The following is a 25,379-nucleotide window of genomic DNA, read 5'->3' on the forward strand; positions in this document are numbered from 1 at the left end:
GATTTGTATAGCAGAATCGCGTTCAGACGTCACGAGACTGGGAGGTCATCTGGGAAATCCGGGCTCGAACAAAAGCCACATCAAATTCCTGCCCCTCATGGGAGAGGTAGTTTGCCGATATTTCGACCGGAAGCGTCGATCCGTCTTTGCGTTTCAAAGTTGCATCAAATCGCAGGAATCTTTCTTCTTTTAAAGAACGCCAATGCTCCGCCCATTTTTCACGAGGGTGGTCCGGATTTAATTCAGATGCATGTAGATTCAACATCTCTCTCTCATCATAACCTAAAAGCGAACATGCAGAATCATTCACATATGAAATCAACCCAGATTCATTAATCCAGTAAACAGGTTCCTCCGCTCGCTCTATTGAGAATTGAGTTATTAAATGCCGTATAGTTAATAATTCATGCTTCCGAATATGTGATTTACCTATGCCCCACATCAAGCCAATTCCAGACATCACCAGAGCCCAGAAGATTGCATGGTTTAAAGCTAATCTTTTGATCTCCGTTGACGCAATTTCATTGGATTTCTCCAATGGAATGGTGACATCAATACCTCCTCGCAGGTCGCCAACCTTGTAGCCCTGATCGCCGTGACAAGTTAGGCAGGATTGCTCGACGCGGATTGGTGCCATAACACGGACAGCCGCTTTTCCGTTGCTCAGAACCTTTTCAGTTACCTCTGTCTCACCCTGCTCCAAAAGCAGAAGAGCCTGATGCTCCCATTCATCCGGGGCGTTCTCCGGATTGAGGGGCTTCATGCTCGTAATTCGTCCCTTGGCAACAAATCCCGACTGCATCAGTTGACGCAGCACGTATGCAGGATTCATCAAGGTCAGGTGTTTGCCGTTCGTGGTTACAACATCACGGTCGGGGACATTCAAATACGGGTTTGGGGAAGTTTGGGCGTCAGGAGCCACATATACTCCACCATGAGATGCGACCCAATGGCGGAAACCAATATCTGTTTGCACGCTGGTTCGTGCCTCTTGAACTGCCAAACGCACTGCTTGCTGCCTTTCGTTTTCAGCCGCCATCCAAAACGAAAGCAAGACTGCCGCTGTCCATAATGCAGCAGACCCAACCATTAGCCTTCGAAATGATAAAACTGAAATTGCAGCATTTGGTTGTGCAGCGGAGGTCATAGGCAAATACTCCAGCACGTAAGCCTGTCCGACTAAAGCCCTTCACGCAGCAAAGGTATCATGCCTATTTCAAAAGCCATATACCGCCAAGTTACCTACCAAGATTTCGGCTCTGCCCTCATGCATTGATCGGCCAATGTCTCCCGGATGTGGTATTCACCTAATCAGCTATATCTGGATGGATATTTCCCGCCCATCCCCAAAATCCGTCCAGCATGATTAGGTGGTAGAGTTCTCGCCCGTTCGCCACCGCAGATCTGTTTTACGGTTCGTTCCGCTTCACAGGAACGACCACGAAGAACTCTTGATCATTCAACGTTCCAACCGACACCATCAACGTCTCATGCTGGTTCACGAGCCGGGCATGGGGGACACCATCGACCGCCGTCCAAAGGCGGGACACCTCCCAGACTTTCCTGGTGTGGTCATTTGCCTTTGTGAATCTGTCACCGACTTGGATGGGTGGAGTTTTTCGCCCGAATATTGCCATTGTCGCCCGAAATGATTGCCTGCGTTCGTCCTGCTGTATCTCGAATCGCTTGGATTTGTCCAAAAAACTTTCGATCCTCGGACAGCGTGTGCATTGCCATCACGTCACAGGCCAGGAAATTGAACCGGGCGCCCAAGGGCCAGTTCGCCGGCACGATCGCTTAGGTTGAAATAATAGGCCACCGGCAAACGACACATCCATCCAGGCCCCCTTGTCGGACTGGAACCGTCATTTGCGCCACATCCAGCCCTTCAATCGCGCGGACATTGCCGGCGGCATCCGCAACCGAATCCGGGTTCCCGGCCCCATGGCGCGCTGGACCGCATGATGAACGAAAAGTATGCACAGCGCCCCCACCGCGATCGCGACGAAAAGATGCACGAACAAGATCGCAACCGTCAGGCCAATGGCCACGACCAAAAGCAGCCGAAGCCATCCTGCGGAATTTACCGCCCGGCGAATCTCCTCGAAGCCGAAAGCATTATTATGCGCCACACTTCTCCCCTTTCGATTGCGAGCCCCGGTAAAAGCCGCATGGCCCCATGAATTGGGCCCCATACGGGCGGGGCTCGTCAAACGATTGTTGCATCCTTGGAGATATGTTGCCGCCCATCAAATATTGCGACTTATTTTTATTCTCTGCCCTTGGGCCGATTCATGCTACAGTTAGTGATCGAATTCGAGATGATTCGCCCCGCGGGAGACGCCGCCGATGCCGTTTCCCCAAGGTTCGGGCCGTTTCCCCAAGGTTCGGATCGGAAGCCTCGCGGCTTTGGAATGCAGCTTGGACTTTGGCCGGATTTGCCGGCGATCCCGGTTGACTTTTGGTCGCGCTGGCTGACTATGTGACTCTGGCATGGGGTATTGCCGTAGTTGGGCCGCCCGTTCAAGCAGGTCGTGAGACGAGGAATGAACCAGACCAATCCGCTCCCCGAATGGACCGATGATTTATCCGTGAACGTCGAAATTATCGACGAAGATCATCAGGCGTTCTTTCGCTTGGCAGCTCTGATGAGCGACGTGACCTCCACGCCCGACAACGATCAGCCCTACCTCATCGAAACCTCCATCAATATCCTCGAGGAATATATCGAGGGGCACTTCCTGCGCGAGCAAAAGGCCATGGCCAAGGCCGACTACGCCTATCTGGTCGAGCAATCGCGGCGCACGACGCCTTTGCCGACCGAGTAACCCGCATCATTCAGGACTACCGCCAGACGGGCAGTATCGAAAAGATCGGCACCCTGGCGCATTTGGTCACGGATTGGCTGAACAACCATATCCGGGTGGTGGATGCCCAATACAAAGGGATCTTGACCAACGCGAATGTGGATGACCGCCCCCTGGTGTATATGGCTGCAGGCCTGGACACCGAGCTTGTCTCATAGCCAAAGGCAAGAAAGCCCCCCGTCGGCATATGCTCCTCCTTCGGGCTTGGGGATAAGCCGGGCCGTCGTGCGCAAGGACGGCCCGGATGGGATTGCCGATCCCGACGGGTTCAGACAGAATGGGCCTGTCCGCGTCAGCACAAGGTCCTGAGAGATGGCGCATCCTTCGATACTGTCCGTAGCGCTGGCGAACCTGCAGAAATCCCATGAATTTCTGCTGAAAATTCTGGACGCCTGCGGCAACATCCCCGGAGCCCCCGGCGCGGCGTCCGATCAGGAAATGATGGCCGCTATCGCCCATCTGGCGCATTTGACCGAATCCGTGATTCAGGAGGGCGAATTTGCCCGCGAGAACGGCGGCGACTTCGTGGCCGCCGACATCTTTTCCGAAACAGCCCGCGACACCCAGGCTTCCCTTGTCCAGGCGCCACCCGCCGACAATAAAATGCTCCGCCTCCAGGTCATCTTGCAGATATGCCTGGAACAAAGCGAACGGAACTGGCTCCAGGCCAAGCGGCTGAAATCCGAAAACGCCGCCCTGCGGCGCGGCATGAAGCAGGTCGCCGCCGATGTGGCCGCCGCCCGCTCGATGCTGCCGCCGGTCGCTGCCGCCGCCCCCCGATCAGCCCCGGTCCCCATCACGGCGGCAAGACCGTCGCCCGCGGCAACGCCCGTGACGGTGACGCGGCTGGCCGGACAGCAGAAACTTCGGCTGAAATAGGGGCTCGGCGCCGAACTCGCCGACCGCCCCGCCCCGCCCACGGCCCTGATCAAGCCTTCTCCCCCCCCCTCTCCCCACGCGAACGCAAAAGATCGGCAACCCCGTTCTGGCTTGCCACCCCGTCATTCGCCTCGGCGGGCGGACGAAACCGGCTCGCCCCGCGCTTGCTGCGCTTGTTGCGCGTCAGATCGGCCAATTCAAAATGTTCCGCCTCCATTTTCTGGAGCTTCCCGATTCCCTCCCAGGCGGAATCCAGCTTTCGCTTCATGGTTTCGTCGGCTTTGCGTCCGCCCAGAACCGCGACGATTTCCTCCACCGAGGCCAATCGCTCCTGCAGAAGGTCGCCGCCTCCCAGGGCGATTTCTCCGCCGTTCAGATACTTCTCCATATCGGCGATGATCGCATCCAGCCTACCGACGGACATTTGCCGCAAGATGCCGATGAACAAAGCCTTCATCGCCCCGATCTTCTGCCGCAGCGGATTGTCCTGGCCGCGATGGGAACCTTTGTTCAAATCCACCAGGGTGACGAGGTTCACCAGCCTATCTGCCGCCTCCATGATCTCGGCGCGCACGACCTTGCGCGTCCGTTCATCATCGGTGGCATGCAGGGCTTCCTTCAGATGCTCGATTCTGGCGGCGATTTCGCTCACGCCATTGAAGATGATGGATGCCTGGGAATTGGGATCCTCCCCCACGACGGCCGGCGCATGCGGTCGGCGCGGGGCCAGGCCCAGCTCCCCGGTATGGCCCTTGGCGGCAAGCTTGCGGGGGGCCGGAGACGGAGACGGCAATTGCGTCGCGCCGTCCTGGCGGTCGGCAGCGCGACGGAACGGCCCTTCGTAAAGGCCCGGAGCGAGATTGCGGCGGCAAGGCCCCCGAAAGGTCGGGTTGGCGATGAACTCGCGCTTTTCATTCAAGGCGCGATTGACGTTTTTCAGCATGCTGCGCGTGCTGATGGGCAGGGTCATGACTCAATTGGCCCCGGAATTGCGCATCATGGACAGATTGCCGACATCCATGTGACTGATGACGCAAATCATCGGCCCGGTCACGACGCCTTCGGGGGTTTCCATTCTGATGCGCCGAATCATGTCGAGCGGTTCGTCGATATCGGTACCGGCGCAAACGATCAGGTCATAGATGCCGGACGCGGCGAACTTGATCGCTTCGGTCAGGATGCCCGACTTCAAAACGTCGGCAAATCCAATCTGATGCAAGGATGTCGCGATCAAGCTGCAAAGCGAATCGTCCGAGGCCACGACCATGCATGCCTTGCCTAAGAAGGAGGTATTCAATGACATTCCACGATCCTTGGCCCCACGCGCGCTCCGCATCCCAGGAAATAAAGAACCAGCCGATGAAAACGGAAAAAGCCATTCCGTGCTAGCCTGTATCCGATAAATAGGCATTGAAGCATGGTTATGGCCGGGTTATCAAACCCCTTGCGAATTGAAGGGGGCATACGGCAACCTTAACGCCTGGGGCCGAGGCTTACGCCAAGTCCGGTATTCGGCCAAGACAGGAGACAAGGATGGGCACGGAAAAGGGGGTGCCTTCACCGGAAACGGACAGTGCGCGGGACGCCAAGATGGCGGAAATTCTCGAAAAGATGCGCGTCCTGCTGACCGGGGAGCAGCCGCAGGCGGCACCGCGCGCGCCCGAACCTCCGAAGTCCACCCCCGTTGCCGAGCCCCCAAAGCCCTGCGCCCCCGCCGCCGTGAGCGATCGGGATCAGTTCCCCCACACGGTGGCGGACCGGTTGATGGCCGGGCAAAGCCCGGTCCAAGTCTATCGCGAATACCGCGGCATGACCCGCGAGTCCCTGGCTCGGACGGCGGGAATCAGCCTCGAAACGCTGGCCGCCCTGGAAGCCGGGTTTGACATGATCGTGCTGCGCAAGATCGCCGAAGCCCTGAAGATCAACGTCCGGCGGCTGCTTTAGCGTCGTGCCTCAAATATGAGGCACGACGCTCAGGCGAGCATTTAGCGAGCGGCCAAGCGGCTGGAGGGCCGCGCTCAGGCAGAGGGACGGACACTAGCCGCCGCCCCCCTCAAGACGGATTCTTGCGGTGCGGCACCACCGCCGTATTGGGGCGGCGGCGGATCATCAGGGCGAAACCATCGCGCACCCGGGTCAGGACGCGAACCGTCGCCCGCTCGGCCCCCGCCATCCGCTTGAAGACCTGATAGGCTCGCCGCCGTCCGCTGCCCGGCCCTACCTGGGCATAGGTTCTGAACCGTGCGTTCCGGACCACGCGACGCCCGAAACGGGTCCGGAGAAAGGCCAGCAGCAGGCCGTTCTTGGCCAACCAGGCGACGAGAATCACCATGGCGTGCGCGAACACGCCTTTGATGAGAACTCCGAACAGAAACAATAAAATACCGGCGATGATCGCTGTCAGCATAGCCGCTTTCCAAACCCATGGGCCGCGCCGAGATCCCCGGGCGAAAGCACCCGGTCTCCATAGGCCGGGGCAAACCGTCGGCAATCATAGCCGAAGGGGAAAAATACGTCATCTTCTATGGTTCGGAAACGGGGCCGATCGCGCCGAATTCGGCGCCGAAACCGGATCAGCGGCCCGCAGGCCCAGAACGGCCGGACGTCTGCGACTTCGGCGAGCGGGCGGTGTCGAACTGCGGCAAGGGCAACACCCCTGCCTCGATTTCCTTCACCTGGGCCACGATGCCTTGGGCTTTCTTGACCGCGTCCTTGACCTCGCTGTCGAGCATGTCGATGCCGCCGCGGACATTGATCAGGAATTGGGCATAGCTCATGCGAGCCTGCATGGCGCGACCGATATTGAAAGACAGTCCGGCACGCCCGGACAAAATGTCCTCGCCGGACTTGATCAGCCGGGAAAGGTGGGCGCGCAGAAGCGATTCCGCGCTGGCATCCACCGATTTGCGGATAATGCGCAGACGCTCGATATCCGCCGCGGAGCAGCCGTGCTGCTCGATGCGCATCTGCGCCAGCGCCATGAGGTTGATAAGGCGCTCTTCGGCATCGGCCACCGCCGTGGTCAGAGCCCCCTGCGCCTCGGCGCCGGTGGTGGTCACCAACCGCGCCAGAAGCTGCTCGATCAGGCGGGCGGTGACGAAGGCCTTGTCGATCACCGCGCGGGTCTGGCGGTCGCCCCCTTCGTCCTCCTCGGCCTCATCCGCCCTGGGACGCGCTGGCGCCGCGAAAGAGCCCCTCTGCGGCGCGGCCGCCGCCATTCCGGGCACCGGCGGCAAGGAACGCTCTCCCTGCAATTCCTGCCGGATGGCCCGCCGTTCCGATTTCTCGACCGCCTGATTTAGCTGCTCGGCGATGCGGTCCTCGGCCCGGCGGAACGGTCCCTGGTGACCCTTGGATGACCGGCGACGACGACAGCCGCCGCGATAGGTGGCGGTGGAAATGAAAGGCCGCTTGCCGTCCATGGCGGATAAAAGCTTCGCCTGCACCGCCATCAGCGAGGTCGGCATGGCGATGACCTCGCAGATTCCGGCCTCGCGGGTTTCCTGAAGCAGTTCCGGCGTCCAGTCCCGGCCCAGGCTGATGATGGGAAGCGTATTGGCGGGAGCGGACATTTCCCAACGGACAAAGCGAGCGATGGCAATGCTCCCGCCGCCCGGTACGTCGTTTTGGGAGATGATCAGGTCGATAGAGGGATTGGCGCGAAGGGCATGCGCTACCCCTCCGACATCGGAAAGATATTCGACATCATGCATCTTTACCCCAAGCAACAACTCACGCAGCACCCTGCGCAGGCCGCCGTCTGCGATAACAACAAGGCCCTTACAGGCAGCAAATGGCTTCATCTTGAGGATCTACCCCTTTTCGAACGCCACCGATCAGGTGTGTATCGAAGCATTGCCAAGGCCGCAGCACAACCCTCGAATTATGAGATTTACTGGCTATTTTTGCGCCGAGGTTGAGCTGGCCAGCCGGGCCATTCCATCTTTCGAACACGATTTCCTCGCCTCCCATGGACTCGGCACATCATACGGAATAAGCTTGCCACCAAGCGACCCCTCCTTCGGCGTACCGAGAGATGAGGGCGAGGGAATGGGGCAGACACACCGAATTCTCCACTGTATCTACCACCCCTTCATTAAATACAATTCCGCCGTCTTATGAGTTAATGCATGTTGACTCTACCATCACTTAAGAACCTTGCATGCCTTCTGATTTCATCAGACAAGAAAAAGCGCCGTCTACTGGCCGACGTTCTTAATCAGATTGGAATTAGTGTAATTCACGAAACTGATACGGTTGAACATGCCACTTTACAGCTTCGTTACACCACCATCGATCTCGTCATTTGGGCGGAGGCCGGCGATGGTCACATCGACCTGCTGAAGCATATCCGGCGCGACTTGTCCCCCAGAGCCCGGACGGTTCCCTTCCTGTGCGTCACGGAAGGATGGGATAATGAGCGTCTGACCCGAGCCCGGGATGCCGGTGCCTCCGGCTTCGCCACCCTCCCCCTCACTCTGCGGGGGATGCTGAAAGCCGTCTCGGCGCTTCTCACCGACTCGCGCGAATTCATCAATTGCGGCGGCTATGCCGGTCCCGACCGCAGGCGGAACGATCTTCCCAACTACCAGGGACCGCGTCGCCGCGCCACCGATGGGACGGCCCCGCGCCCGGCGGCGGAAACCGCGCCGCCGAAACCGTCCGCCGCCGCCCGGCCCGAAAATGCCGCCGAGGCGCCGAGCGGCGCGACCGCCGAGACGCCAAGCCGGCCGCCGTCCAAAGCCACCGCCGGAATCGGCATGGCCGCAACATCCGGCGGCGGCCGAGGCCCCGATATCGAGCATCTGCCACCGTCCAACCGCCGCGTCCAGGTTGTCCAAGAGGCCCTGCGCATCTCTCAAGAGCTTCAAGCCCTGCTTCACGACCCCGCCGAGGAAAACGCCAAGGCGAAGATCAGCGACCATTTCAATCGTCTGATGAACCTCATGGGGCTGGTCCACGGCTATTGCCGGGAGGAAGGCGAGGCAGGGTCCTTCTTCAAGAAGAAATACGCCGAGATCATGCGGACCGTCAGTAAGTTCTCGTTGGGAATCCTGGCCTCCGGCCTCGAACGGACCGTCCAGGAATCGTCTCGGATCGTCGATGGAACCACCCCCGCCGCATTGGGAGCGTCGTCGAAGATCTTTTACAAGATGTCCGAATTCGACACCTTGATCACAATGCTCGGCGGCTACCCCTCGCTCTCCCTCGACCTGTTGGAGATGATCAAGACCGGATGGCAGAACGTGCTGTCGCTGACGGCCCGAGACAATACCCTCAGCGAGCTGGAAAAGGATGACGCCGCACCGCTGAAGCTTGTGGCCGCCAAGCGACTGAACGATGCGGATGTAATCTTGCAAGAGCGCCGCGCCGCCGATTCCCAAGAGGCCGCCTTCCAGCGCCTCAACCAATCGCCAACAGCGTAGCGGCCCCGGTCCCTATAGCGGCGAGCGCCAAATCCGGCGCACGCCGCGATCAGCCGCCATTGCGGCTGTGGCCAAGCGGCCGGAGGGCCGCGGACGCCTCGACCAGATAGGCGAATTCATCCACCGCCGCCGCCGTCTCGATGACGGCGGTCTTTGCCGCATCCCCAGATTGGGGAATAAACCGGATGCGGATGTGACAGGCGTGCGGCTCTTCCCGGGCGATCCTGCTTTCCAGTTCCCGGGTCAGGGCATGGCACTCCTCGACCGTGACCTGGCTTGAAATGGAAAGCTGCAGATCCACTTCCCAGGTTTCCCCCATGCGGCGACCGCGCAGGTCCACGACGCTGACGCCGGGATGGTGGGCGGCCAGCAATTGCCGGATGCCGTCGATGCGATGGGAGGGAACGCTGCCGTCCATCAAGCCGTGGATGCTGTCCCAGGCGATCACCGCGCCGATGCGCAAAACCAGCAGCGACACCAAGATGGCGGCCAGATGATCCGCCGCCACCCATCCCAGGATGGACAAAACGATGCCCGCCAGTACCGCCAGAGACGAATAGGCGTCGCCCCGATTGTCGGCGGCGGCGGCCATTATGGCGGGACTGTTGGTGTGTTCGGCCACGCAGCGCAGATAGCGATGCACCAGTTCGGCGGTTCCGGCGGAGATCAGGGCGCCGAACACGGCCCAGACCTCGGGGACCTGCACATGGCCGGAGCCGAGATGGGTGACGTTGTACCACAGCATGGCGGCGGCCCCGGCCATCAAGCTGATGCCGATGAAATTGGCCGACAGGAATTGAACCTTGCCGTAGCCGTAGGGAAAGGCGGAATTGGCCGGTCGGCTGGACAGCTTGACGCTGGCCAGATTGATGCCCTTGGTCAGAAAATCGCCGAAGGAATGCAGGGAATGGGCCTGAAGCGCCATGCTGCCGCTCAGCACCCCCAAAGCGGTCTTGAACACGGCGAGAGCCAGGGCGGTGAACATGTCCAGCCAAGCCGCTCGGTCACGACATTCCTGGCATTTGCTTGGTTTCATCGGCCTTCCCAGCATCGGCGACGCCAATGCGCACCGTGGTTTATTCTATAGCAGTTGCCTGCCGTCCATGGCAACTGCACCACCTTGCAAGGCCGCGATTATTTGGGCACCAGCATGGGTAGGACGCCGGGCAGGATGTCGAAGCGGAAGGGGGCTTCCATCTTTTCCACCTCGCCGTCGATGGAGACCAGCGGCTTGCGCTGCCGGGTCCGGATTTCCAGCCAGGGCAAGGAGCCTCGGATGAGGGCCTCGTTGCTGGCCCAGCGCCCCATGGCCACCTGCAGGCCCAGATCCATGAGGCTGAAGGGCCCCGCCCCCTGCCCGATATAAACCCCCAGGGTAGCGCCATCCATGCGCTCGCGCTCCAGCTGGAACGGATCGGAATCCCGGCACATATTGTTGGACACCATAAAAAAGGAAGTGGCGATCCGGGCTTGGACGTCGGGTCCGATCAACTCCGCTTCGATCAAGCGATGCCCCCGGGCCAGGCCGGTCAGCCCGGCCAGGGCTCCGTCCAGAAAGCTCCCTCCTTTGCGGCGGGCCTCGTCGCGAGAACGGATGAATTCAGGAAATGCGCCGAGACAGGCACGAATCAGGAAGAAACGGTCATTGACCCGCCCCAAATCGGTGGGGGTGGGAACCGCATCGGCCAAGGCCACCGCCGCCCGGTCAAGGTCGAACGGCACTCCGAACTGGCGGGCGACATAATTCATGGTTCCCAGCGGCAGGACACCCAGGGACTTGCCGCTTCCCACCACATGCTTAAGCGATCGGGACAAGGACCCGTCGCCGCCGCCGATGATGACCGCATGGACGGCGGGATCACGGCACGCCTTGCGAATTGCGCGCCCCATGTCCTTTCCCTCGGCCAGGGTGACATGGGCCTGATGGCCCAGCGAGGTCCAGATGGCCGACAGCCGGGCGGCGACGACCGGGGGCGACAGGCAGGCGACGGTTCCCGCACGTTCATTGATGATCGCCGCGATGCGCATCGCTCCGCCCCGTCCCGTCCCTGGTCAGCGGGGAATGGCGCCCGCGATCATAATTGCCATCTCATGCCGCCTTTCTTGTCCACCGGCACCTTGACCACGATGTCGTGGCATTTGATGCATCGTCCGGCCGGCGGATGCGGCTGGCGGGAGGTCGGCAGAATGGGCGGTCCCAGCTTGCGGACCCGCGAGAGATTTTCCAAAACGGCGCCATAGGGCGTCTTGAACTGGGAGCCGGCGGCCGGGCCGCCCACCATCAGGTGGCACTGGATGCAATCGCCTACATAGGGATGCGGCATTCCGGTTCCTGGCTTCACCGGCGGGATATGGCGGATGGTCATCAGCTTGTAGCGGAGCGGCGGTTCCAGCAGCCGCTCCAACGGCGACAGCAGCGATGGCTCCATGGGCAGCGGTAGACGCCCCAGCAGCAGCCCCTCCGCCCGTCGGGGCGAGGTGGCGGGCGTTATGCCGGACGGCGTGGACAGCTGGTCCCAATAGAGTCCCAGCCCGATCGCCGCCAACAAGGCGATCATCCCCAAGCTTACCCAGCGACGGCCGCGCCGCGGCGCCTCCATGCTCACCTTCCCCGTCTCCTCGGACTCACTGCACCACCATCCACAGTGCCAGTCCCTCGTCATCGCGCAACTTGCAGGTCCGCCCGCCGACCTGGATCGACTTGACGTAAAGCTCGGCATTGGGCCGCCCCGGATCGAAAATGAATCCGACGCCGCTGACCCGCGCTCCGTCGAAGGACGGGCAGCCGATCTGGGTAAGATATGCCTGCGGCGCCACCGAAATCTCCTGCAGGGCGCCGGTGCCGTTGTCGATCCAGATATGGACCTGCCCCCAGCCGACATCGTTGCCGATGCTGGCCACCTGGGTGACACGGCCGCTGAACTGCAAAGGCGTCGCCGGGGTAAAGGGCGACAGACCCGGCAGGGCGGCGGGAAGCGACAATGCCTGGCTTTGGGCCGTGACGCCGCCGCCGGTTTTGCCGCCGCCTGTGAAGCGGTCGGGAAGCATGGCGCTCACAACCAGCCCCAGGATCAGGACGACCCCGAGGCCGAGCACCAGCTGGGGCGAGACGGCGCCTTCGGCCATCTGCCGAATACGGCTCAACATACGCTCTGGCCGGATGTCCATGACGCCGCCCCTCTCTCGCTCAGGCCCGTGCCGCGGCGGCGGGTGCCGGGCTGACGAACAGGCGGATGTCGCGGGCGTGGGGGATTTCCTCCTGGATGCGCCGGCGTACCGCCTCGGCCACCATGGAACTGTCCTTGATGCGCAGATTGGGATCGACCCGCAGGCGGATGTCGAACTGCACGTCCTCGCCCACATGGCGACCGCGCAGGAAATAGATGCTGTGGACCATGGGCGTGTCCATGGCCACCTGCCAGGCGGTCTGCAGCAATTCCGTATCCACCGAGCTGTCCATCAGGCCGTGGATCGAGGTTCCGATCAGTTCCAGGCCGATGCGTCCCACCAGGGCCGAGACGCCGATGGCCGCGATGGTGTCGGCGATGGGAAAGCCGATCACCGAGGCGATCACGCCGACCATCACCGCCGCCGACGAGATGGCGTCGGACCGGTTGTCCCAGGCATTGGCGATGATGGCCGGGCTGTTGTTTTCGTTGCCCACGCAGATCTGGTAGCGATACATCAGCTCGTTGACGATCACCGTCACCGACGCCCCAACCGCCGCGAAGATGCTCGGCGCCTCGTAGGTCCCCGAGATCAGCTTCATCACCGAGCCGTACATCAAGAAGCTGGCCCCGATCAGCAGCAAGGAGCCCACGATGGACGACGAGATGTATTGGATGTTGCCGTAGCCGAACGGATAGCGCTCATCCGCTGGCTTGTTCGAAATCTTCAAGCTGAGCTGGGTCACCCCGCTGGCCACCACGTCCGCCCCCGAATGCAACGAATCCGCCACCAGCGCCACGCTGCCGCTCATCAGCCCGAGGACCCCCTTGAACAGGGTCATGCAGATGTCGGCGGTAAAGGCCCACCACACCACTTCCTCGCGGCAATCCCTGCAATTTTCGAACTTCATCGGTTCATGTAATCCACAAGATTGGAGCCCAGGATACGATAATTATCGCCCACCTTCTTCGCCTTGATCGTCCCCGAACGAATCAGGCCCAGCACCTCGAGACGGTCCATCCCCAGCAATTGCGAGGCTTCCGCGCTGCTGTAGATCCGGTGCGGCAAGATCTCCTCGCCGAAGATCTTGTCCACCAGCACCATGGCGCCCTGCACGAAGGTCACCAGCGCGCTCCCCTTGATCACCGCCGTCCAGATCATTTCTTGATGTCCTGCGCATGGTTGAGAGGCAACAGTTCCTGGAACAGCTGCGGCGTGATGATCGGCGTGTCGCCCGCCGGCTTTTCCTGGAAATACTCCGCCCGCTTGAACCCGGTGATGAACGCCAGATAGTTCCACGGCCACTTGGTGATCTCGATGTTGTAGGTCGAGGCGGCGGCGTTGTAATCCTCCCGACGCGTCGCGATGCGGTCTTCCATCTCCACCAGCGACGTCATCATATGCTTGTAGGTGTCCACCGACTGGATGGTCGGATACTGCTCCACCACCGCCATCAAACGGCCCAGCGCATTGCCGAAGCCTCCGTCGGCCCCCAGCAGCGCCTTGCCGCCCCCAATATCACCCAGAAGCTTGCCGATCCCGCCCTGCTTCATCAGCTGTTCCAGCGCCGAGCCGATAGGGCCGCCCTTGCCAGCCTCAACGCCCTCGGTCCGCTTGTCCGAGGTATGCGAGAAGATCGAGTGCTCCAATGCAGCATGGTTCAGCGTCAGCTTCACAAGATTGCCGAACAGATTGTCCCGGCGCTGGATCATCACCTCGTAATTGGACCGCTTCGCCTGCGTGTCTTCCGACATGGTCACGAAGGTGTTGTAGCGCATCAGCAACGTCGCGATGAACGCAACAACCGACAAAACCGATATGACCATAAGAGCGTGCACCGGCCCACGCCCCAAACGACGCGGCGTCTCCTCCACCACGTACAACTGGGCAAGCAGCTCCTCCGACTGCTTCACCCGTTGCAGCGCACTGAAGTCGACCCCAGGGGCCGAACCAACATTCGCGTCGCCTAATGCCATATCCGCCTCTCTAAGCTCGTCGTATGAAGGAAACGCCCCTCATACGGCCTCAGACCGAGGCCCCTTCGTCAAGTTCATTGGCCTTCTTGAAATGCGGCAAGGCTTCCTCGTGCCGGCCCATCTGCTCATAGCTGAAGGCGATGGCGCGATGCACCTTGCCTTCATTGGGACGCAGGCCCAGCGCGATCTTGAAGCTGTCGATGGCTTCGTCGAAACGGCCGAGGTTGTCCAGCGCCACGCCCAGACGGAACCGGACGTTGAAATTGATGGGATTGGCCTCGGCCACCTTGATCAGCAGCGGAACGGCCAGATCGTACTTTTGCACCTGCACATAGGTCAGGCCGAGAACGGTCGCCACCTTCACGTTGTCGGGCGCATCGGCCAAGGAACGTTCGAGTAGTTCGGTGCCGCGATCGACGGCGCCGGTCTTCACATAGGCGATTCCCAGGTGCAGAGCCACATCCACATCGAAGGCATCGGCGTCGTAGACCTGCTCCAGCAGCATGACGGCCTGGGAATAGCGCCCGGCCTTGGCGTGGGAGATGCCCTTGTCGCGGTAATACACCTGGCGGATGTCGTCGTTGACGGAAAAGGCCGCACGGAACGCATCGACCATGTTCATTCCGAGCTTCTTCGCCACCGAAAGGCCGTAGTGAGCGTAAAGAGTGACCTCGTCAAGAATATCCGACGGCTTGCTAGACATAGTGTTCTCCAAAATCCTAATCAGGTGGCTCTGATCACTTTATGACGTGGCAGGCTTCGCACGGCCCGCGCACTTCGTGAGGATTGACGCTCCGGGCGACCATATCACGCGTGATCGTCGGCGGGGGCAGGCTTATCAAATCTGGGTCGGGGGTCAACTCGAACCCCTGGCCGATGGGGTGGCAATCGGTGCAGGCGCCGCGATAGCCGTGGGGGCGCGGATCGCCCGCCAGGATCATGGGCGCGCCTTCCAACTGGGCGAAGCCCAGGCCGCCCTCGGCCTCGCGCAGGACCACCGTCAGCTTGCGCACCACCGGAGCCCCCGGCCGGTTGTCCTTACGCAGTACGCTGATCCGCGCATCGGAGCGGTTGGCCACGGTCCGGCTGGCGGCCTTGAAACTCTCCATGTCGGTGACCGGGGTATCGTCGATCCTGACGATGAGATCGCCGGCCAAAAGCCCGGAAAACGCCGCGTTCAGCGTGACTTCGCCCAGCAAAACCCCCTGCAGGCCGCGCGGATAGTTCAGCTTGCGGGCCAGTTCCTCGGTCATCAGGCGACCGTCCATGCCCTGCCAATGCCCTTCGAACACCTTCAGCTTGCGCGGAACGAAGTTGGGCAGCGGCGATTCCGTCGCCGGCGCGGTCCCGCCGCCCGCCGCAGGATCGGGCTCCACCGGCATGGCAACATTGGCCGCCTGGGGATACAGGGGCTGGGGAAAGGCCACAGGCGCCGCGACCGGCCCTGCTGCCACCGCCTGGGACTGCGTATTCGTGGCCTGGGGCGCGACCGGCCCCTGCCGCCCGATGACGAGCGCCAGAACAACGGCCAGTCCCACGACCAGAAGCGCCACCTTGCTATTCATGTCCGGCCAATCCCAGCATCATGATCATCACACCGAGGTCAGCATCTTGAGAGCGATAGCGGCCATGGTCGCCGCATACACGCCCTTGAGCACCCGCACCGGCAAGACCCGCATCAGGCGCGCTCCGATGATGCCGCCCACATAGGCGCCGGGAATCATCACCAGGGCCAGGGTCACCGGCGCTTCCCAATGAATCAGACCCGTGCTGGATCCGTGGAGGAAGGCCACCACCGAACCGGCCACCGAGGCCCAGAACACCAGGACCGAACTGTTGGCGATGGCGTTTTGCAGGCTGATGCGTCCCACATAGCGCTGCAGCGGAACCTCGATGACGCCGCCGCTGATGCCGAGAATACCGCTGAACAGACCCATGGGCAGCCCCAACACCGCCGAACGGGCATGGCCTTCCGGCAAGGCAAGGCCGCTGGCCTTGGGCCTGGAGGTGCCGTCTGCCAAAGCCATCAATTCGTCCATCTCGTCTTCAGCCTCTGCGGCGGAAATGGACTCGGCCGTTTCCTCGCCGGCATTGGGCTGAAGAATTTCCATGACCGCCTTGCCCGCCATGATCAGAGCGAACAGGCCCAGTAGAATACCCACCACAGAATCGCCGATGGCGTTGCCGATGAAATAGCCCAGGATCACGCCGGCGATGCCCCAGGGAATCAGCGGCTTGACCTTGTCCCACTGGACCAGTTGAGCCTTGTCGTTGCGCAATGAGGCAGCACCGTACACCACCACATTGGTCAGAAAGACCACCGGGCGGATCAGATACATGCCATAGCCGAAGAAGACCATCATGCCGGCGACCTGGAGCACGCCGCCGCCCATGGTCATCATGCCGCCGGTGACACCCGCCGCCAAGGCGAGCATGACCAGGCCGACGATATCGGCGACGGAGTATCCGCCGATCTTTGCACCCCCGACATGGTCTGTGTCGATGAAGGGCATGCCCGAGGGAATGGACGGCGCGACATTGCCCTTGACCACATTGCCTTGCACGACGTTCATGCCCATCCCCGGAATGGCAGTCGGTCCCCCGACCACCGCCCGGGCCTTGGACCACCAATTGGTGGAACCGGCAGCGACGGTCTGGGTCTGAGGTTGGCCGGGTGCCGTGGCGGAGCCCTTCTTGAAGCGAACCACGTCCTGAAGATGGGACACGATCACCTGGGCCGGCACCGTGAAGCCTTCCACCTTGCCGGCGGGGCCGGTAGCGGCGATGTTGATGCCCACCAGATCACCCTGGGCGTTGACCAGCGGGCCGCCGGTCTGTTCCCAGCTGTAGACCGCGTCCGAACGCAGCAGATGGGTGATCTGGGTCGCCCCCACCGCCAGCGGCGCATCCGCCGATTGCACCAGGCCCTGGCGCACCAGCGGCGCCCCCGCCATGTTGCGGCCGAAGGCGAAGACCTGCTGACCCGGCACCACCGTCTGGACGTCGGCCATGCGGAAATGCAGGAACTTCTCGGTGGTCTGCATCTTCAGCAGCGCCAGATCATGCCCCGGAATGGTCTTCACCACCTGGGCCGGAAAGCGCCGGATCCCACCCGTCGTCGCCACCTGGACCGAAATCTCCGGCAGCTTGGACACCGAATGCAAGGTGGTGATCACATAGCCGTTGGTCCCCACGATGGCCCCCGAGGCCACCGGACCGGCATTGACCCCGCCGCCGCCGACCCCGACCACAGCAGGGGGAACCGTGTGATACAGCCGCTGCACATGCGGCATGGCGATGTTGCGCACCAGGAACTGACCCACCGACAGATCGTCGGCCCCGTGGAAATTGTCGTCCTCGTCGTAATGGTCCAGGAGATAGATCCCCCAGGCGAAGGTCACGAAGATCAAGAAGGCCAGGATCGAGACAGGCGTCTTCCACGACCGTTCGCAAAACACGATCTTGTTGGTGGGCAATTCGCCCATGGTCTCGCCGACTTCAATCATGGCTGAGTTCCAAGCTCATTCGGATTCCTGTCGTCATCTCTCATCCCACGAGAACCGCGATATAGACGGTCCCCAGAACCAAGAAGATCCCCATCAGTGGCATGCCCCAGCGGACATATTCCCGATGGGTGAATTGCAGACCGGCGGCGGCTGCGGATGCCAGTTCCGGATGCCGCTTCACGAAGCCGGAATATTGAGTCATGGCCAGGGATCCCGCCGTGGCGCCCGGCAGCGCAGCCACCGACCCCGCCATGATGCCCAGCGCCAGCGCCCACCAAGCCGCCTGACCGTCCCCGTCCAGGCGAAGCGTCGCCGCCACCGGGGCGAAGACCGCCGCCGAGGTGCCGCCGCCCACGAAAATAGTGACGGCGGCTGCCATCCACATCAAAAGGATGGCGCGGACGCGGTCATGGGCGGCGGTAATGCCTTCGAGCCAGTTCACCGCCCAGTCGAGAATCCCCACCGAGGTCAAGGCCCCCACCATCACGAACAGGCCGCCGTAGAACAAGATGTCGGTGCCGCCGCAGGCCGAGAAGAACTCGTCATCCTTGAAGCGGCCCAGACCCAGCGCCGTCACCCCGGCGACAAAGGCGATCCAGCCCGGCCGCACCTTCAGCGGCCCCGCCAGAATCAAACCGGCGACGGTGACGCCGAAAATGATCAGTCCATAACTCAAAAGCCGACGGTCGATGGCACTGTGACGCAGCGCCTCGCCCCGGGCCCAGACCGGATCCACCGGAATTTCCGAGCCTTTCCAGTCGCCCAAACGCCGCTCGAAGAATACCAGCATCACCGCCAGCAAGATCAGGCAGACAGGCATCATCCCGGCGATGAAATCGTTGAAGTGAAGCTTGCCCGCCGAGGCCAGAATCATGTTGGGGAAGTCGCCGATCATGGTCGAGGCCCCGCCCAGATTGGCGGCGATAATCTCGGCGATGATGACCGGCACGGGGTCGATGCCGGTGCGAAAGCACACCGTCAAGGTCACCGGAACCACCACCGCCACCGTCACCAAGGAGTTGCTAGCCAGCGAAATCCCGTAGGTCACCAGCGCCATCATCACCAAGATCCAGCGCCCTTGGCCCTGGGACAGTTCCGCCGTTCCGGCCGCCAGATAGGCATAGACGCCGGAGCGGGCCAGGAGGGCGGAAATGGCCGCCATGCCGAAGATCAGGGCCAGAGTCTCGAAATAGACGGAGCGCAGCGCCATGACCGGCGTGTAGCTGCCGCTGATGGTTCCGATCACCACCAATGCCGCCGCCCCGGCCAGAACGGCCAGATGGCTGCCCTCCGCCCACCGATAGATAACGGCGAACGTCGCGACGAACACGGCAAGGGTGAGAAGTCCGATCATCTAGTTATCCACCTTCGACAACATGACTTCATCGTAAGTCAGCGGTTCTTCCGAGAATGTCGGCTTGCTTGTATCTCCGGCTTCTCGCGCCTCGGCGCTGACATGCAGCGATTCGATACGGCGCATCTTGCCGCAGACCGCGGCCTGAACCGCCTCGCAAATGTCGTGGGCCTGCTCCACCGTATGCTCGGGATCGACGCCGATGATCATGTCGGCCCAGATGTCTTGGCCCACATAGCGGGCGCGCAGATGGATCACGCCGCGCACGCCGGGGACCCGCTCCGCCGTATCGACGATGCGGTTCTGCACCGCCTCGCCCGCGGTATGGTCCATCAGGCCGCGATAGGCATCCATGAAGACGACCTTGCCCAGCAGCAGCAGGTCGATGGTTTCCCACAGGGCGACCGCCGGATCGATCCACGGCATGTTGAGGTAATGGGCGCCGATGATGCCCAGCGCCACGGCCCCCGAAGCGGTGGCGTCGCCATGGTGATGCTTGGCCATGGTCTTGATGATGGGACTGTTGGTCTCGATGGCGACGCAGCGGGAGTAGAAATACATGGCCACATTGACGCCGACGGAAACCAGCGCCGCCCACAGCACGATCAGATGCGGGGTGCGGTGCATGCTTTCATCCAACAAGATCTGGACGGCGTGGACCAGCAGATAGCCGGTCAGTCCGATGAAAACGACGCTGACCACCATGGACAGAATGAATTCGACCTTGCCGTGGCCGTAGGGATGCTCCGCGTCAAGGGGCTTGCTGGAGATGGTGGTCCCGATGACCACCATCAGCGCATTCAGCATGTCCTTCAGCGAATACATGGCATCGGCGAGCATGGCCTGCGATCCGCCGATCAGACCGACGAACGCCTTCATGACCATCAGTACGGTGTTTACAGCCAGGCCGACCCAACCGATGCTCCTGCTGCAGACCGTGCAACCGCTCTTCCTCATCCTTACTCACTCCAAAGCCCCGACCCCGCCTTCAACCCAAGCGAAGGGATTCAGCGCTTGATGACGATGCTCTTCCCCGGCGACTTCTGCTTGCGCCGCGTCATGACGTTCGCCAGCACCGAGACGATGCCGATGGCGAAACCGAGAAAAAACGTTATGCCCAGAACAACGAAATGCGGCGCAATCATCGCCAGTGGTCCCAGGCGGGTTTCGACCATATGCGCGTTGGACGACGCCAACAGCACGATCAACCCGCCGAACACCAACGATCCGATCAATCTTACCATGCCACTGTCCTAGACTGCCGCGTATCCCCGTCCCGCATATCGAACTCTCCCCCCGTCACGAGCCGGAGACGTCTCCAAGCTGACGCCAATACTGCGGCGGAAGCTCTTCCGCCAGACGCAAGGCGCCCCGGCAACCGTCGAAAGTGGGGTCCTTGACGCAGGTCACGTTCGCATCGCCGAAGGGACGCAGCTTTTCCTTGACGTAGGCCGCCAATCCGCGAATGCGCGAGCCGCCGCCGGCAAACACGATGTTTTGAAGCACGGTGGCCTGATATTCGGGCTGGAACGAACGCAGCAGCGTCTCGATGCTTTCGATAATGTCGGGCATCAGCGCCTCGCAGGCGATCTTCACCGGCTCGGTCACGTCAGCGCGCACGGGCTTGCCGGCGGCGCGGAACTCGAACGAGGCAACCTCGGTGGGGGTGCCGACGAAGGAGAACTGCTCTTTCACCGCGCAGGCGACATTCACGTTCATCTGCAGTTCGGGATGACGTTCCAAGATGGCGTTCTGGAGCCGCTCATCCACATAGTTGCCAGCCTTGGTCAGGGTAACCTGATCTTCGGGGCCGGGAACAGTGCCCTTCAGGGCGCAGATATCCGTGGTTCCGGCGCCGATATCGACGATGATGGTGTTGATCAGCTTGTCCAGGCCGTAGCCGACCATGAACGGTTCGGACACCACTAGGGCGGTATGAACCACCTCCTGAGCCATCTTGAGCAGCAGCGCCTTGTTGGCCGCCGACGCCCGCGCCGGCACGCCGATGACGGCGCAGATCTCGTCGTTGGGGCCGGGCTCGGCCGACTTCACCACATGGGTCAGCAGATGCCGCGCCACTTCGATGTCGCGGTCGCTGATCTCGCTCAGCACGCCGTCCTGGAGCGGATAGCGGATGTCCAGGTAGGAGCGCATCTCGAAAGCCTCGTCGCCGACCACATAGGGGCGGCCGAGCAGCTTCAAACCGATGACGTCCTTCGGGTATCCAACCACCGACTTCAGCAGGAACTTTTTGCCCCGGCTCGACATCACCGCAGTATGGGAAGTCCCAAGGTCGATGCCAAGGAACAATCTGTTCTTGGCCTGGCCTTCACCTTCACTCATTTTTGTCACTCCGTTCGCGTGCTAAATGACCAATTGACGGCTGCCAGCTATTTTTTCTTGCCCACCGTATCGCATTGAGACGTGGAGCAGGTCCCGCAACTTCCCTCGGCGGACCCCGTAAGCCGACGCGCACCGGCGACGACGTTGTCCCCAATGACACGTCCCCCCTTGACCACGCCGCCGACGACCCCGGCACCAAGACTGAGGACACTACGCACCGCCGAACCGGCGATCCCGAAAATTCCACCGAGAAGGTCTTCGACGGGAACGTCCTGAACCGTGGCGACCTTCTTTCTGACCGGCGGAGCCTTCCTCTTCTTCGCGGGCTCTCGGACGGGCTTGGCCGCTGGGGCAACGGAAGGGGGAGAGGCCAAAACCGGGGCCATGGCCGCAGCCGCCTGCATCAGTTCGGCAAGACCGAAATTAGTCGCCGGGGCGGGAACCGCCACCGCGTCCTCGATGCTTTCGGCCACCGGCTCGGAAACAGCCGCCTCATGAACCAATTCGGGCTCGGCCACCGGAAGCTCGGGCTCCGGCTCGGCTTCGGCCACAACGTCCACCGGCACGACTTCGGGCTCGGGCGCGGCCACCGGAAGCTCGGGCTCCGGCTCGGCTTCGGCCACAACCTCCACCGGCAAGACTTCGGGCTCGGGCGCGGCCACCGGAAGCTCCGGCTCCGGCTCGGCTTCGGCCACAACCTCCACCGGCAAGACTTCGGGCTCGGGCGCGGCCACCGGAAGCTCCGGCTCCGGCTCGGCTTCGGCCACAACGTCCACCGGCACGACTTCGGGCTCGGGCTCGGTCACCGGAAGCTCCGGCTCCGGCTCGGCTTCGGCCACAACGTCCACCGGCACGACTTCGGGCTCGGCCACCGGAAGCTCCGGCTCCGGCTCGGCTTCGGCCACAACGTCCACCGGCACGACTCCGGGCTCGGGCTCGGCCACCGGAAGCTCGGGCTCCGGCTCGGCTTCGGTGGTCTGGATCGGCTGAACCTCGATCACCAGATCGGAGACGGACACCGTGATATCCGAAGTGATCGGCTGGGACGCCTCCAACTCGATGACGAAATTGCTCTCCGGGGTCTCGACCTCTTCCACGCGGCTGGGGGTCCGCCAGATCGGCTGCGACCAGCGGCTGACCAGATCGCCGACGGACGGGGATTCCGTGGGGCGGGTAGGGGCGGGGCTCGGCTGAACCGGCTCGATCCGGCCGCCGTGATTGGCCGACCAGGGCGAGCTTTCCAGCAAACTGGCCCAAATATCGCCTTGCTGCGCCGGCTTCAGCGACACGGCCAAAGTTGGCGTGGGATGGACCGTCACCGAGACGATCTCGGGCTCCGACGGCATTCCGCCGCCCGCCGACAAGCCTTCACCCTGGCTCCCGTCGCCTTTGTCGCGATCTCGCCGGTTATTCGCCATTATCCAGCTCCACCATCAAAGGACAATCCAGAACTCTTGGCCATTGCGGTTGACCTTCAGCAAAATCTGCTGCCCGGCATTCGTCGCCCCCTTAATGGCGGCGTCGAGACGAGCCGGACCGGCCACCGGCCGATTATTGACCTCGAGGATGAGGTCATTGGCCTGGAGCCCCGCCACGGCGGCCCGGGACCCGACCAGAACCTCGGCCACCTGGGCACCCTTGGCTCCGGGAACCGGAACGGCGCCCGGCACACCGGTGATCGGACGCGGCGCCTGGAAGGTTTCGATCTCCATGCCCAGCCAGTTGAACTCGGTCGGAGGCTTCGGCATGACGGCCGGACCACCGGGAACCGCGACCATGCCGGGTGCAGTGGGGGCCATGCCGCCCATGGGCGGCTGCGCCATGTCGGCAATGGCCGGAGCCTGGACCGCTGCGGCGGCCAGACCGGCGGGTCCCGCGACCAGGGTCATGTTGCGCACATCGCCATCGCGCAGGACGCCGAGCCGCACCGACCGTCCGGCATGCATCTCGACCATGATGGCGGAGACTTCTTCCGGCAGGCGGACAGGACGGCCGTCCACCTTGAGCAAGACGTCGCCGGGCCGCAGCCCCGCCGTCGCCGCCGGAGTATTGGGCGTGACGCCGGAGATGAACACTCCGCGTCCGACCGGTACGCCGGTCTGGGCGCCAAGGCGCTGCGACATGGGGGTCAAGGCGGCGCCCAAAAGCGTGACCCGGCCGGTTCCGGCGGCGGTCGACTGCCCGCCGCGCGGCCCCTGAATATTGATGGCCAGGCTTCCCGGCGGCTGCGCGAAGCGGTAAGCCCCCCCGCCGAGTCCCGGTGCGGCGATGGGCGCGGCACCGCCCAGCATCTGATGGCAATTGGCGCAGTTCATGTTCTGACGGCCGTCGGTATGGGGCGAGACGGCGCCCATGGGAATCGGCGGCGGCGGAATCGGGGCGGCGATGGGCATCATCGGCGCGGGCCGCCCGTTTCCGGCCGGAATCAGATCGTGGCAGGTGGTGCAATCCATGTTCTGGCGGCCATCGGTGTGGGGCGCCCTAGTCCCGGCGAAAATGGCCGGACCCGCCGCGCCCACGCCGCCGCCCATGGGGCGCTGCATGGCCACCAGGCCCATGGAGGCCCCCTCGGCGGTGGAGGTCGGCAGCCAGCCCACTTCATCCAAGATGAACAGGCGGGCCTGATTGCTGGGCACGGCGAAGCCTATTCCGGCAAAGGCGCCGTTGGGGGTGTAGATGGCGGTATTGATGCCGACCACCGTCCCGTTGGAAATCACCAGCGGACCGCCGGAATTGCCCTGGTTGATGGCGGCGTCGGTCTGCAGCAGGTTGGAATGGGTCACGCCCTCGATCACCATGGACTTGCGCTTGGCGGAAATGATGCCGCGGCTGACGGTCATGTCCAGACCGAAGGGAGTCCCGATGGCGATCACTTCGTCGGCGACCTGCACCCCGTCGCTGTCGCCCAGAACGGCGGCTGTCAACGGCGTCTTGGGGGCGACCTTCAGCAAGGCGAGATCCAGAGCCTCGTCCATCTTGATGATTTCGGCGGAATAGCGGGTCGAGCCCACGTCGTCCTGCACGGTAACGAACACCGAATTGGCGCCGCGCACCACATGATAGTTGGTGACGATGAAGCCGTCGTTACGGACGATCACGCCGGTGCCGATGTTTTCCACCGACCGGGTGGCGGGATTGGCGAAATGGGGCAGTCCGTCAGGGTTGGCCAAGCCCAGGGGATCGGGCATGGCCTGCCCGTTGGCCGATGACGCGGTCACGGCGACGACGCTGTTGCGCAGCAAGGTGACGACGCTGGAGAACGGCCCCCCGGCCCCAATGGGAGCCGGTCCGAAATCCACCATGGGAGGCATGGTCGCTATAGCACCGGCGGCCGAGGGCGGCGCCACGCGGGCACCAGCCGGAACCGACATGGCCGGATTGACGGCTGCCGACGGCCCGCCCTGCTGTACCGGAACATTGACGGCAGGGCCGGTGCCCCGCCCCATCTGCTCCAACATGGCGCCGAGACGAAGACCGCCCGAGGACTGCCGGTAAATGAAGGCGCCAAATAGGACGACCAGGGCAACCACGCCCATGAGCATCAGATAGCGCTTCAGATCCTTGCCGCAGGAAGCATCGCCGCGCCCGCCGTCTTCTACGTCACCATTGAACATGGCCATCAACCATCGATGTCAGGGTCTGAAGCGGTCCCCTTGTTGGAACGAGGCAACCGCACGGATTGCACCCCGGAGGCCAACGCGACCAAGCCAAGGATGAGCAGGGCCACCGGCACCGCTCCGCGCAGGAACTCGGTCACCGACCACCACCATGCCGTCACCCCCAGCAATCCGAGGGCAAGCGCCAGCAGTCCGAAAATCACGCTTGGCATAAACGTTACTCCAGTCTTGATGCAGAGCGAA

At 62.4% G+C, this 25,379-nt stretch carries 27 protein-coding genes; 4 read left to right on the forward strand and 23 right to left on the reverse strand.

The genetic code is table 11. The annotated features are described in order from the left end of the window. Window positions 1-22 precede the first annotated feature (22 nt). Both WV31_RS02050 and WV31_RS02060 read right to left on the reverse strand, forming a co-directional pair. On the reverse strand, window positions 23-1,147 hold the full coding sequence (locus WV31_RS02050) for a Tll0287-like domain-containing protein (protein WP_237051450.1): 1,125 nt from the start codon (window positions 1,145-1,147) through the stop codon (window positions 23-25). Between the two features lie 718 nt (window positions 1,148-1,865). Continuing rightward, window positions 1,866-2,132: a hypothetical protein gene (locus WV31_RS02060; protein WP_043743478.1), complete on the reverse strand. Its 267-nt coding sequence runs from the start codon at window positions 2,130-2,132 to the stop codon at window positions 1,866-1,868. A 414-nt stretch (window positions 2,133-2,546) separates the two neighbouring features. Here WV31_RS02060 and WV31_RS22345 point away from each other — a divergent pair, with 414 nt between their 5' ends. Beyond that, window positions 2,547-2,828, forward strand: a complete 282-nt coding sequence (locus WV31_RS22345) for a bacteriohemerythrin (protein WP_237051451.1) — start codon at window positions 2,547-2,549, stop codon at window positions 2,826-2,828. A gap of 351 nt (window positions 2,829-3,179) precedes the next feature. Then, window positions 3,180-3,746 (forward strand): hypothetical protein, encoded by a 567-nt coding sequence (locus WV31_RS02070; protein WP_008622357.1) that lies wholly within the window; start codon window positions 3,180-3,182, stop codon window positions 3,744-3,746. A 49-nt stretch (window positions 3,747-3,795) separates the two neighbouring features. Here WV31_RS02070 and WV31_RS02075 read toward each other — a convergent pair whose 3' ends face one another. Further along, the gene (locus WV31_RS02075; RefSeq protein ID WP_085372083.1) at window positions 3,796-4,716 is read right to left on the reverse strand and encodes a hypothetical protein; all 921 of its coding nucleotides are present in this window, start codon (window positions 4,714-4,716) and stop codon (window positions 3,796-3,798) included. A gap of 3 nt (window positions 4,717-4,719) precedes the next feature. After that, window positions 4,720-5,049, reverse strand: a complete 330-nt coding sequence (locus WV31_RS02080; protein WP_145980708.1) for a hypothetical protein — start codon at window positions 5,047-5,049, stop codon at window positions 4,720-4,722. Window positions 5,050-5,279: 230 nt separating this feature from the next. On the opposite strand from WV31_RS02080, the gene WV31_RS02085 reads away from it, so the two are divergent. Continuing rightward, the gene (locus tag WV31_RS02085; RefSeq protein WP_011383409.1) at window positions 5,280-5,690 is read left to right on the forward strand and encodes a helix-turn-helix transcriptional regulator; all 411 of its coding nucleotides are present in this window, start codon (window positions 5,280-5,282) and stop codon (window positions 5,688-5,690) included. 109 nt (window positions 5,691-5,799) lie between these two features. Here WV31_RS02085 and mamW read toward each other — a convergent pair whose 3' ends face one another. Together mamW and WV31_RS02095 are read right to left on the reverse strand one after the other, a co-directional pair. Then, window positions 5,800-6,153: a magnetosome protein MamW gene (mamW, locus tag WV31_RS02090; RefSeq protein WP_008622215.1), complete on the reverse strand. Its 354-nt coding sequence runs from the start codon at window positions 6,151-6,153 to the stop codon at window positions 5,800-5,802. A gap of 166 nt (window positions 6,154-6,319) precedes the next feature. Further along, window positions 6,320-7,549: a chemotaxis protein CheY gene (locus WV31_RS02095; protein WP_237051452.1), complete on the reverse strand. Its 1,230-nt coding sequence runs from the start codon at window positions 7,547-7,549 to the stop codon at window positions 6,320-6,322. A 327-nt stretch (window positions 7,550-7,876) separates the two neighbouring features. Between WV31_RS02095 and WV31_RS22350 the strand changes: the two genes are divergently transcribed. Beyond that, a complete protein-coding gene (locus WV31_RS22350) occupies window positions 7,877-9,172 on the forward strand; it encodes a hypothetical protein (RefSeq protein ID WP_237051453.1) in 1,296 nt (431 codons plus the stop codon). A 49-nt stretch (window positions 9,173-9,221) separates the two neighbouring features. Here the strand turns inward: WV31_RS22350 and mamV are convergent, their stop codons facing one another. The 17 genes from mamV to mamI all read right to left on the reverse strand — a co-directional run bounded on the left by mamV (window position 9,222) and on the right by mamI (window position 25,348). Next, window positions 9,222-10,223: a CDF transporter MamV gene (gene mamV, locus WV31_RS02105; protein ID WP_085372086.1), complete on the reverse strand. Its 1,002-nt coding sequence runs from the start codon at window positions 10,221-10,223 to the stop codon at window positions 9,222-9,224. Window positions 10,224-10,306: 83 nt separating this feature from the next. Beyond that, window positions 10,307-11,200, reverse strand: a complete 894-nt coding sequence (mamU, locus tag WV31_RS02110; protein WP_008622201.1) for a lipid kinase MamU — start codon at window positions 11,198-11,200, stop codon at window positions 10,307-10,309. A gap of 47 nt (window positions 11,201-11,247) precedes the next feature. Continuing rightward, window positions 11,248-11,730 (reverse strand): magnetosome protein MamT, encoded by a 483-nt coding sequence (gene mamT, locus WV31_RS02115; protein WP_008622199.1) that lies wholly within the window; start codon window positions 11,728-11,730, stop codon window positions 11,248-11,250. A gap of 67 nt (window positions 11,731-11,797) precedes the next feature. Beyond that, window positions 11,798-12,319: a magnetosome protein MamS gene (mamS, locus tag WV31_RS02120; RefSeq protein ID WP_145980709.1), complete on the reverse strand. Its 522-nt coding sequence runs from the start codon at window positions 12,317-12,319 to the stop codon at window positions 11,798-11,800. Between the two features lie 40 nt (window positions 12,320-12,359). Continuing rightward, on the reverse strand, window positions 12,360-13,250 hold the full coding sequence (gene mamB / locus WV31_RS02125; protein WP_008622631.1) for a magnetosome biogenesis CDF transporter MamB: 891 nt from the start codon (window positions 13,248-13,250) through the stop codon (window positions 12,360-12,362). Next, window positions 13,247-13,501 carry a magnetosome protein MamR gene (mamR, locus tag WV31_RS02130; protein ID WP_008622632.1) on the reverse strand — a complete coding sequence of 85 codons (255 nt, stop codon included), beginning with the start codon at window positions 13,499-13,501 and terminating at the stop codon, window positions 13,247-13,249. The genes mamB and mamR overlap by 4 nt, the downstream gene beginning before the upstream one ends. Then, complete coding sequence (gene mamQ / locus WV31_RS02135) at window positions 13,498-14,316, reverse strand: magnetosome protein MamQ (RefSeq protein ID WP_011383430.1); 819 nt, start codon at window positions 14,314-14,316, stop codon at window positions 13,498-13,500. The genes mamR and mamQ overlap by 4 nt, the downstream gene beginning before the upstream one ends. Window positions 14,317-14,365: 49 nt before the next feature. Continuing rightward, window positions 14,366-15,019, reverse strand: a complete 654-nt coding sequence (gene mamA / locus WV31_RS02140) for a magnetosome protein MamA (protein ID WP_009869052.1) — start codon at window positions 15,017-15,019, stop codon at window positions 14,366-14,368. Window positions 15,020-15,053: 34 nt separating this feature from the next. Next, window positions 15,054-15,881: a magnetosome magnetite formation protein MamP gene (gene mamP, locus WV31_RS02145; RefSeq protein WP_011383401.1), complete on the reverse strand. Its 828-nt coding sequence runs from the start codon at window positions 15,879-15,881 to the stop codon at window positions 15,054-15,056. Between the two features lie 27 nt (window positions 15,882-15,908). Beyond that, window positions 15,909-17,822, reverse strand: coding sequence for a magnetosome protein MamO (gene mamO / locus WV31_RS02150; RefSeq protein ID WP_085372087.1), 1,914 nt, complete (start codon window positions 17,820-17,822; stop codon window positions 15,909-15,911). A gap of 40 nt (window positions 17,823-17,862) precedes the next feature. Next, entirely contained in the window at window positions 17,863-19,176 is a 1,314-nt protein-coding gene (gene mamN, locus WV31_RS02155; RefSeq protein WP_008620782.1) for a magnetosome biogenesis transporter MamN, read from the reverse strand. Beyond that, entirely contained in the window at window positions 19,177-20,133 is a 957-nt protein-coding gene (gene mamM, locus WV31_RS02160) for a magnetosome biogenesis CDF transporter MamM (RefSeq protein ID WP_011383399.1), read from the reverse strand. Window positions 20,134-20,183: 50 nt separating this feature from the next. Continuing rightward, the gene (mamL, locus tag WV31_RS02165; protein WP_008620778.1) at window positions 20,184-20,420 is read right to left on the reverse strand and encodes a magnetosome protein MamL; all 237 of its coding nucleotides are present in this window, start codon (window positions 20,418-20,420) and stop codon (window positions 20,184-20,186) included. A 55-nt stretch (window positions 20,421-20,475) separates the two neighbouring features. Then, window positions 20,476-21,519, reverse strand: a complete 1,044-nt coding sequence (gene mamK, locus WV31_RS02170) for a MamK family actin-like protein (protein ID WP_011383398.1) — start codon at window positions 21,517-21,519, stop codon at window positions 20,476-20,478. 47 nt (window positions 21,520-21,566) lie between these two features. Then, the gene (gene mamJ, locus WV31_RS02175) at window positions 21,567-22,937 is read right to left on the reverse strand and encodes a magnetosome protein MamJ (protein WP_257788787.1); all 1,371 of its coding nucleotides are present in this window, start codon (window positions 22,935-22,937) and stop codon (window positions 21,567-21,569) included. Window positions 22,938-22,952: 15 nt separating this feature from the next. Further along, on the reverse strand, window positions 22,953-25,133 hold the full coding sequence (mamE, locus tag WV31_RS02180; protein WP_231848978.1) for a magnetosome formation protease MamE: 2,181 nt from the start codon (window positions 25,131-25,133) through the stop codon (window positions 22,953-22,955). A 5-nt stretch (window positions 25,134-25,138) separates the two neighbouring features. Next, the gene (gene mamI / locus WV31_RS02185; protein ID WP_008620768.1) at window positions 25,139-25,348 is read right to left on the reverse strand and encodes a magnetosome protein MamI; all 210 of its coding nucleotides are present in this window, start codon (window positions 25,346-25,348) and stop codon (window positions 25,139-25,141) included. Window positions 25,349-25,379 lie beyond the last annotated feature (31 nt).

The sequence above is a fragment of the Magnetospirillum sp. ME-1 genome (assembly GCF_002105535.1).
Lineage (GTDB): Bacteria > Pseudomonadota > Alphaproteobacteria > Rhodospirillales > Magnetospirillaceae > Phaeospirillum.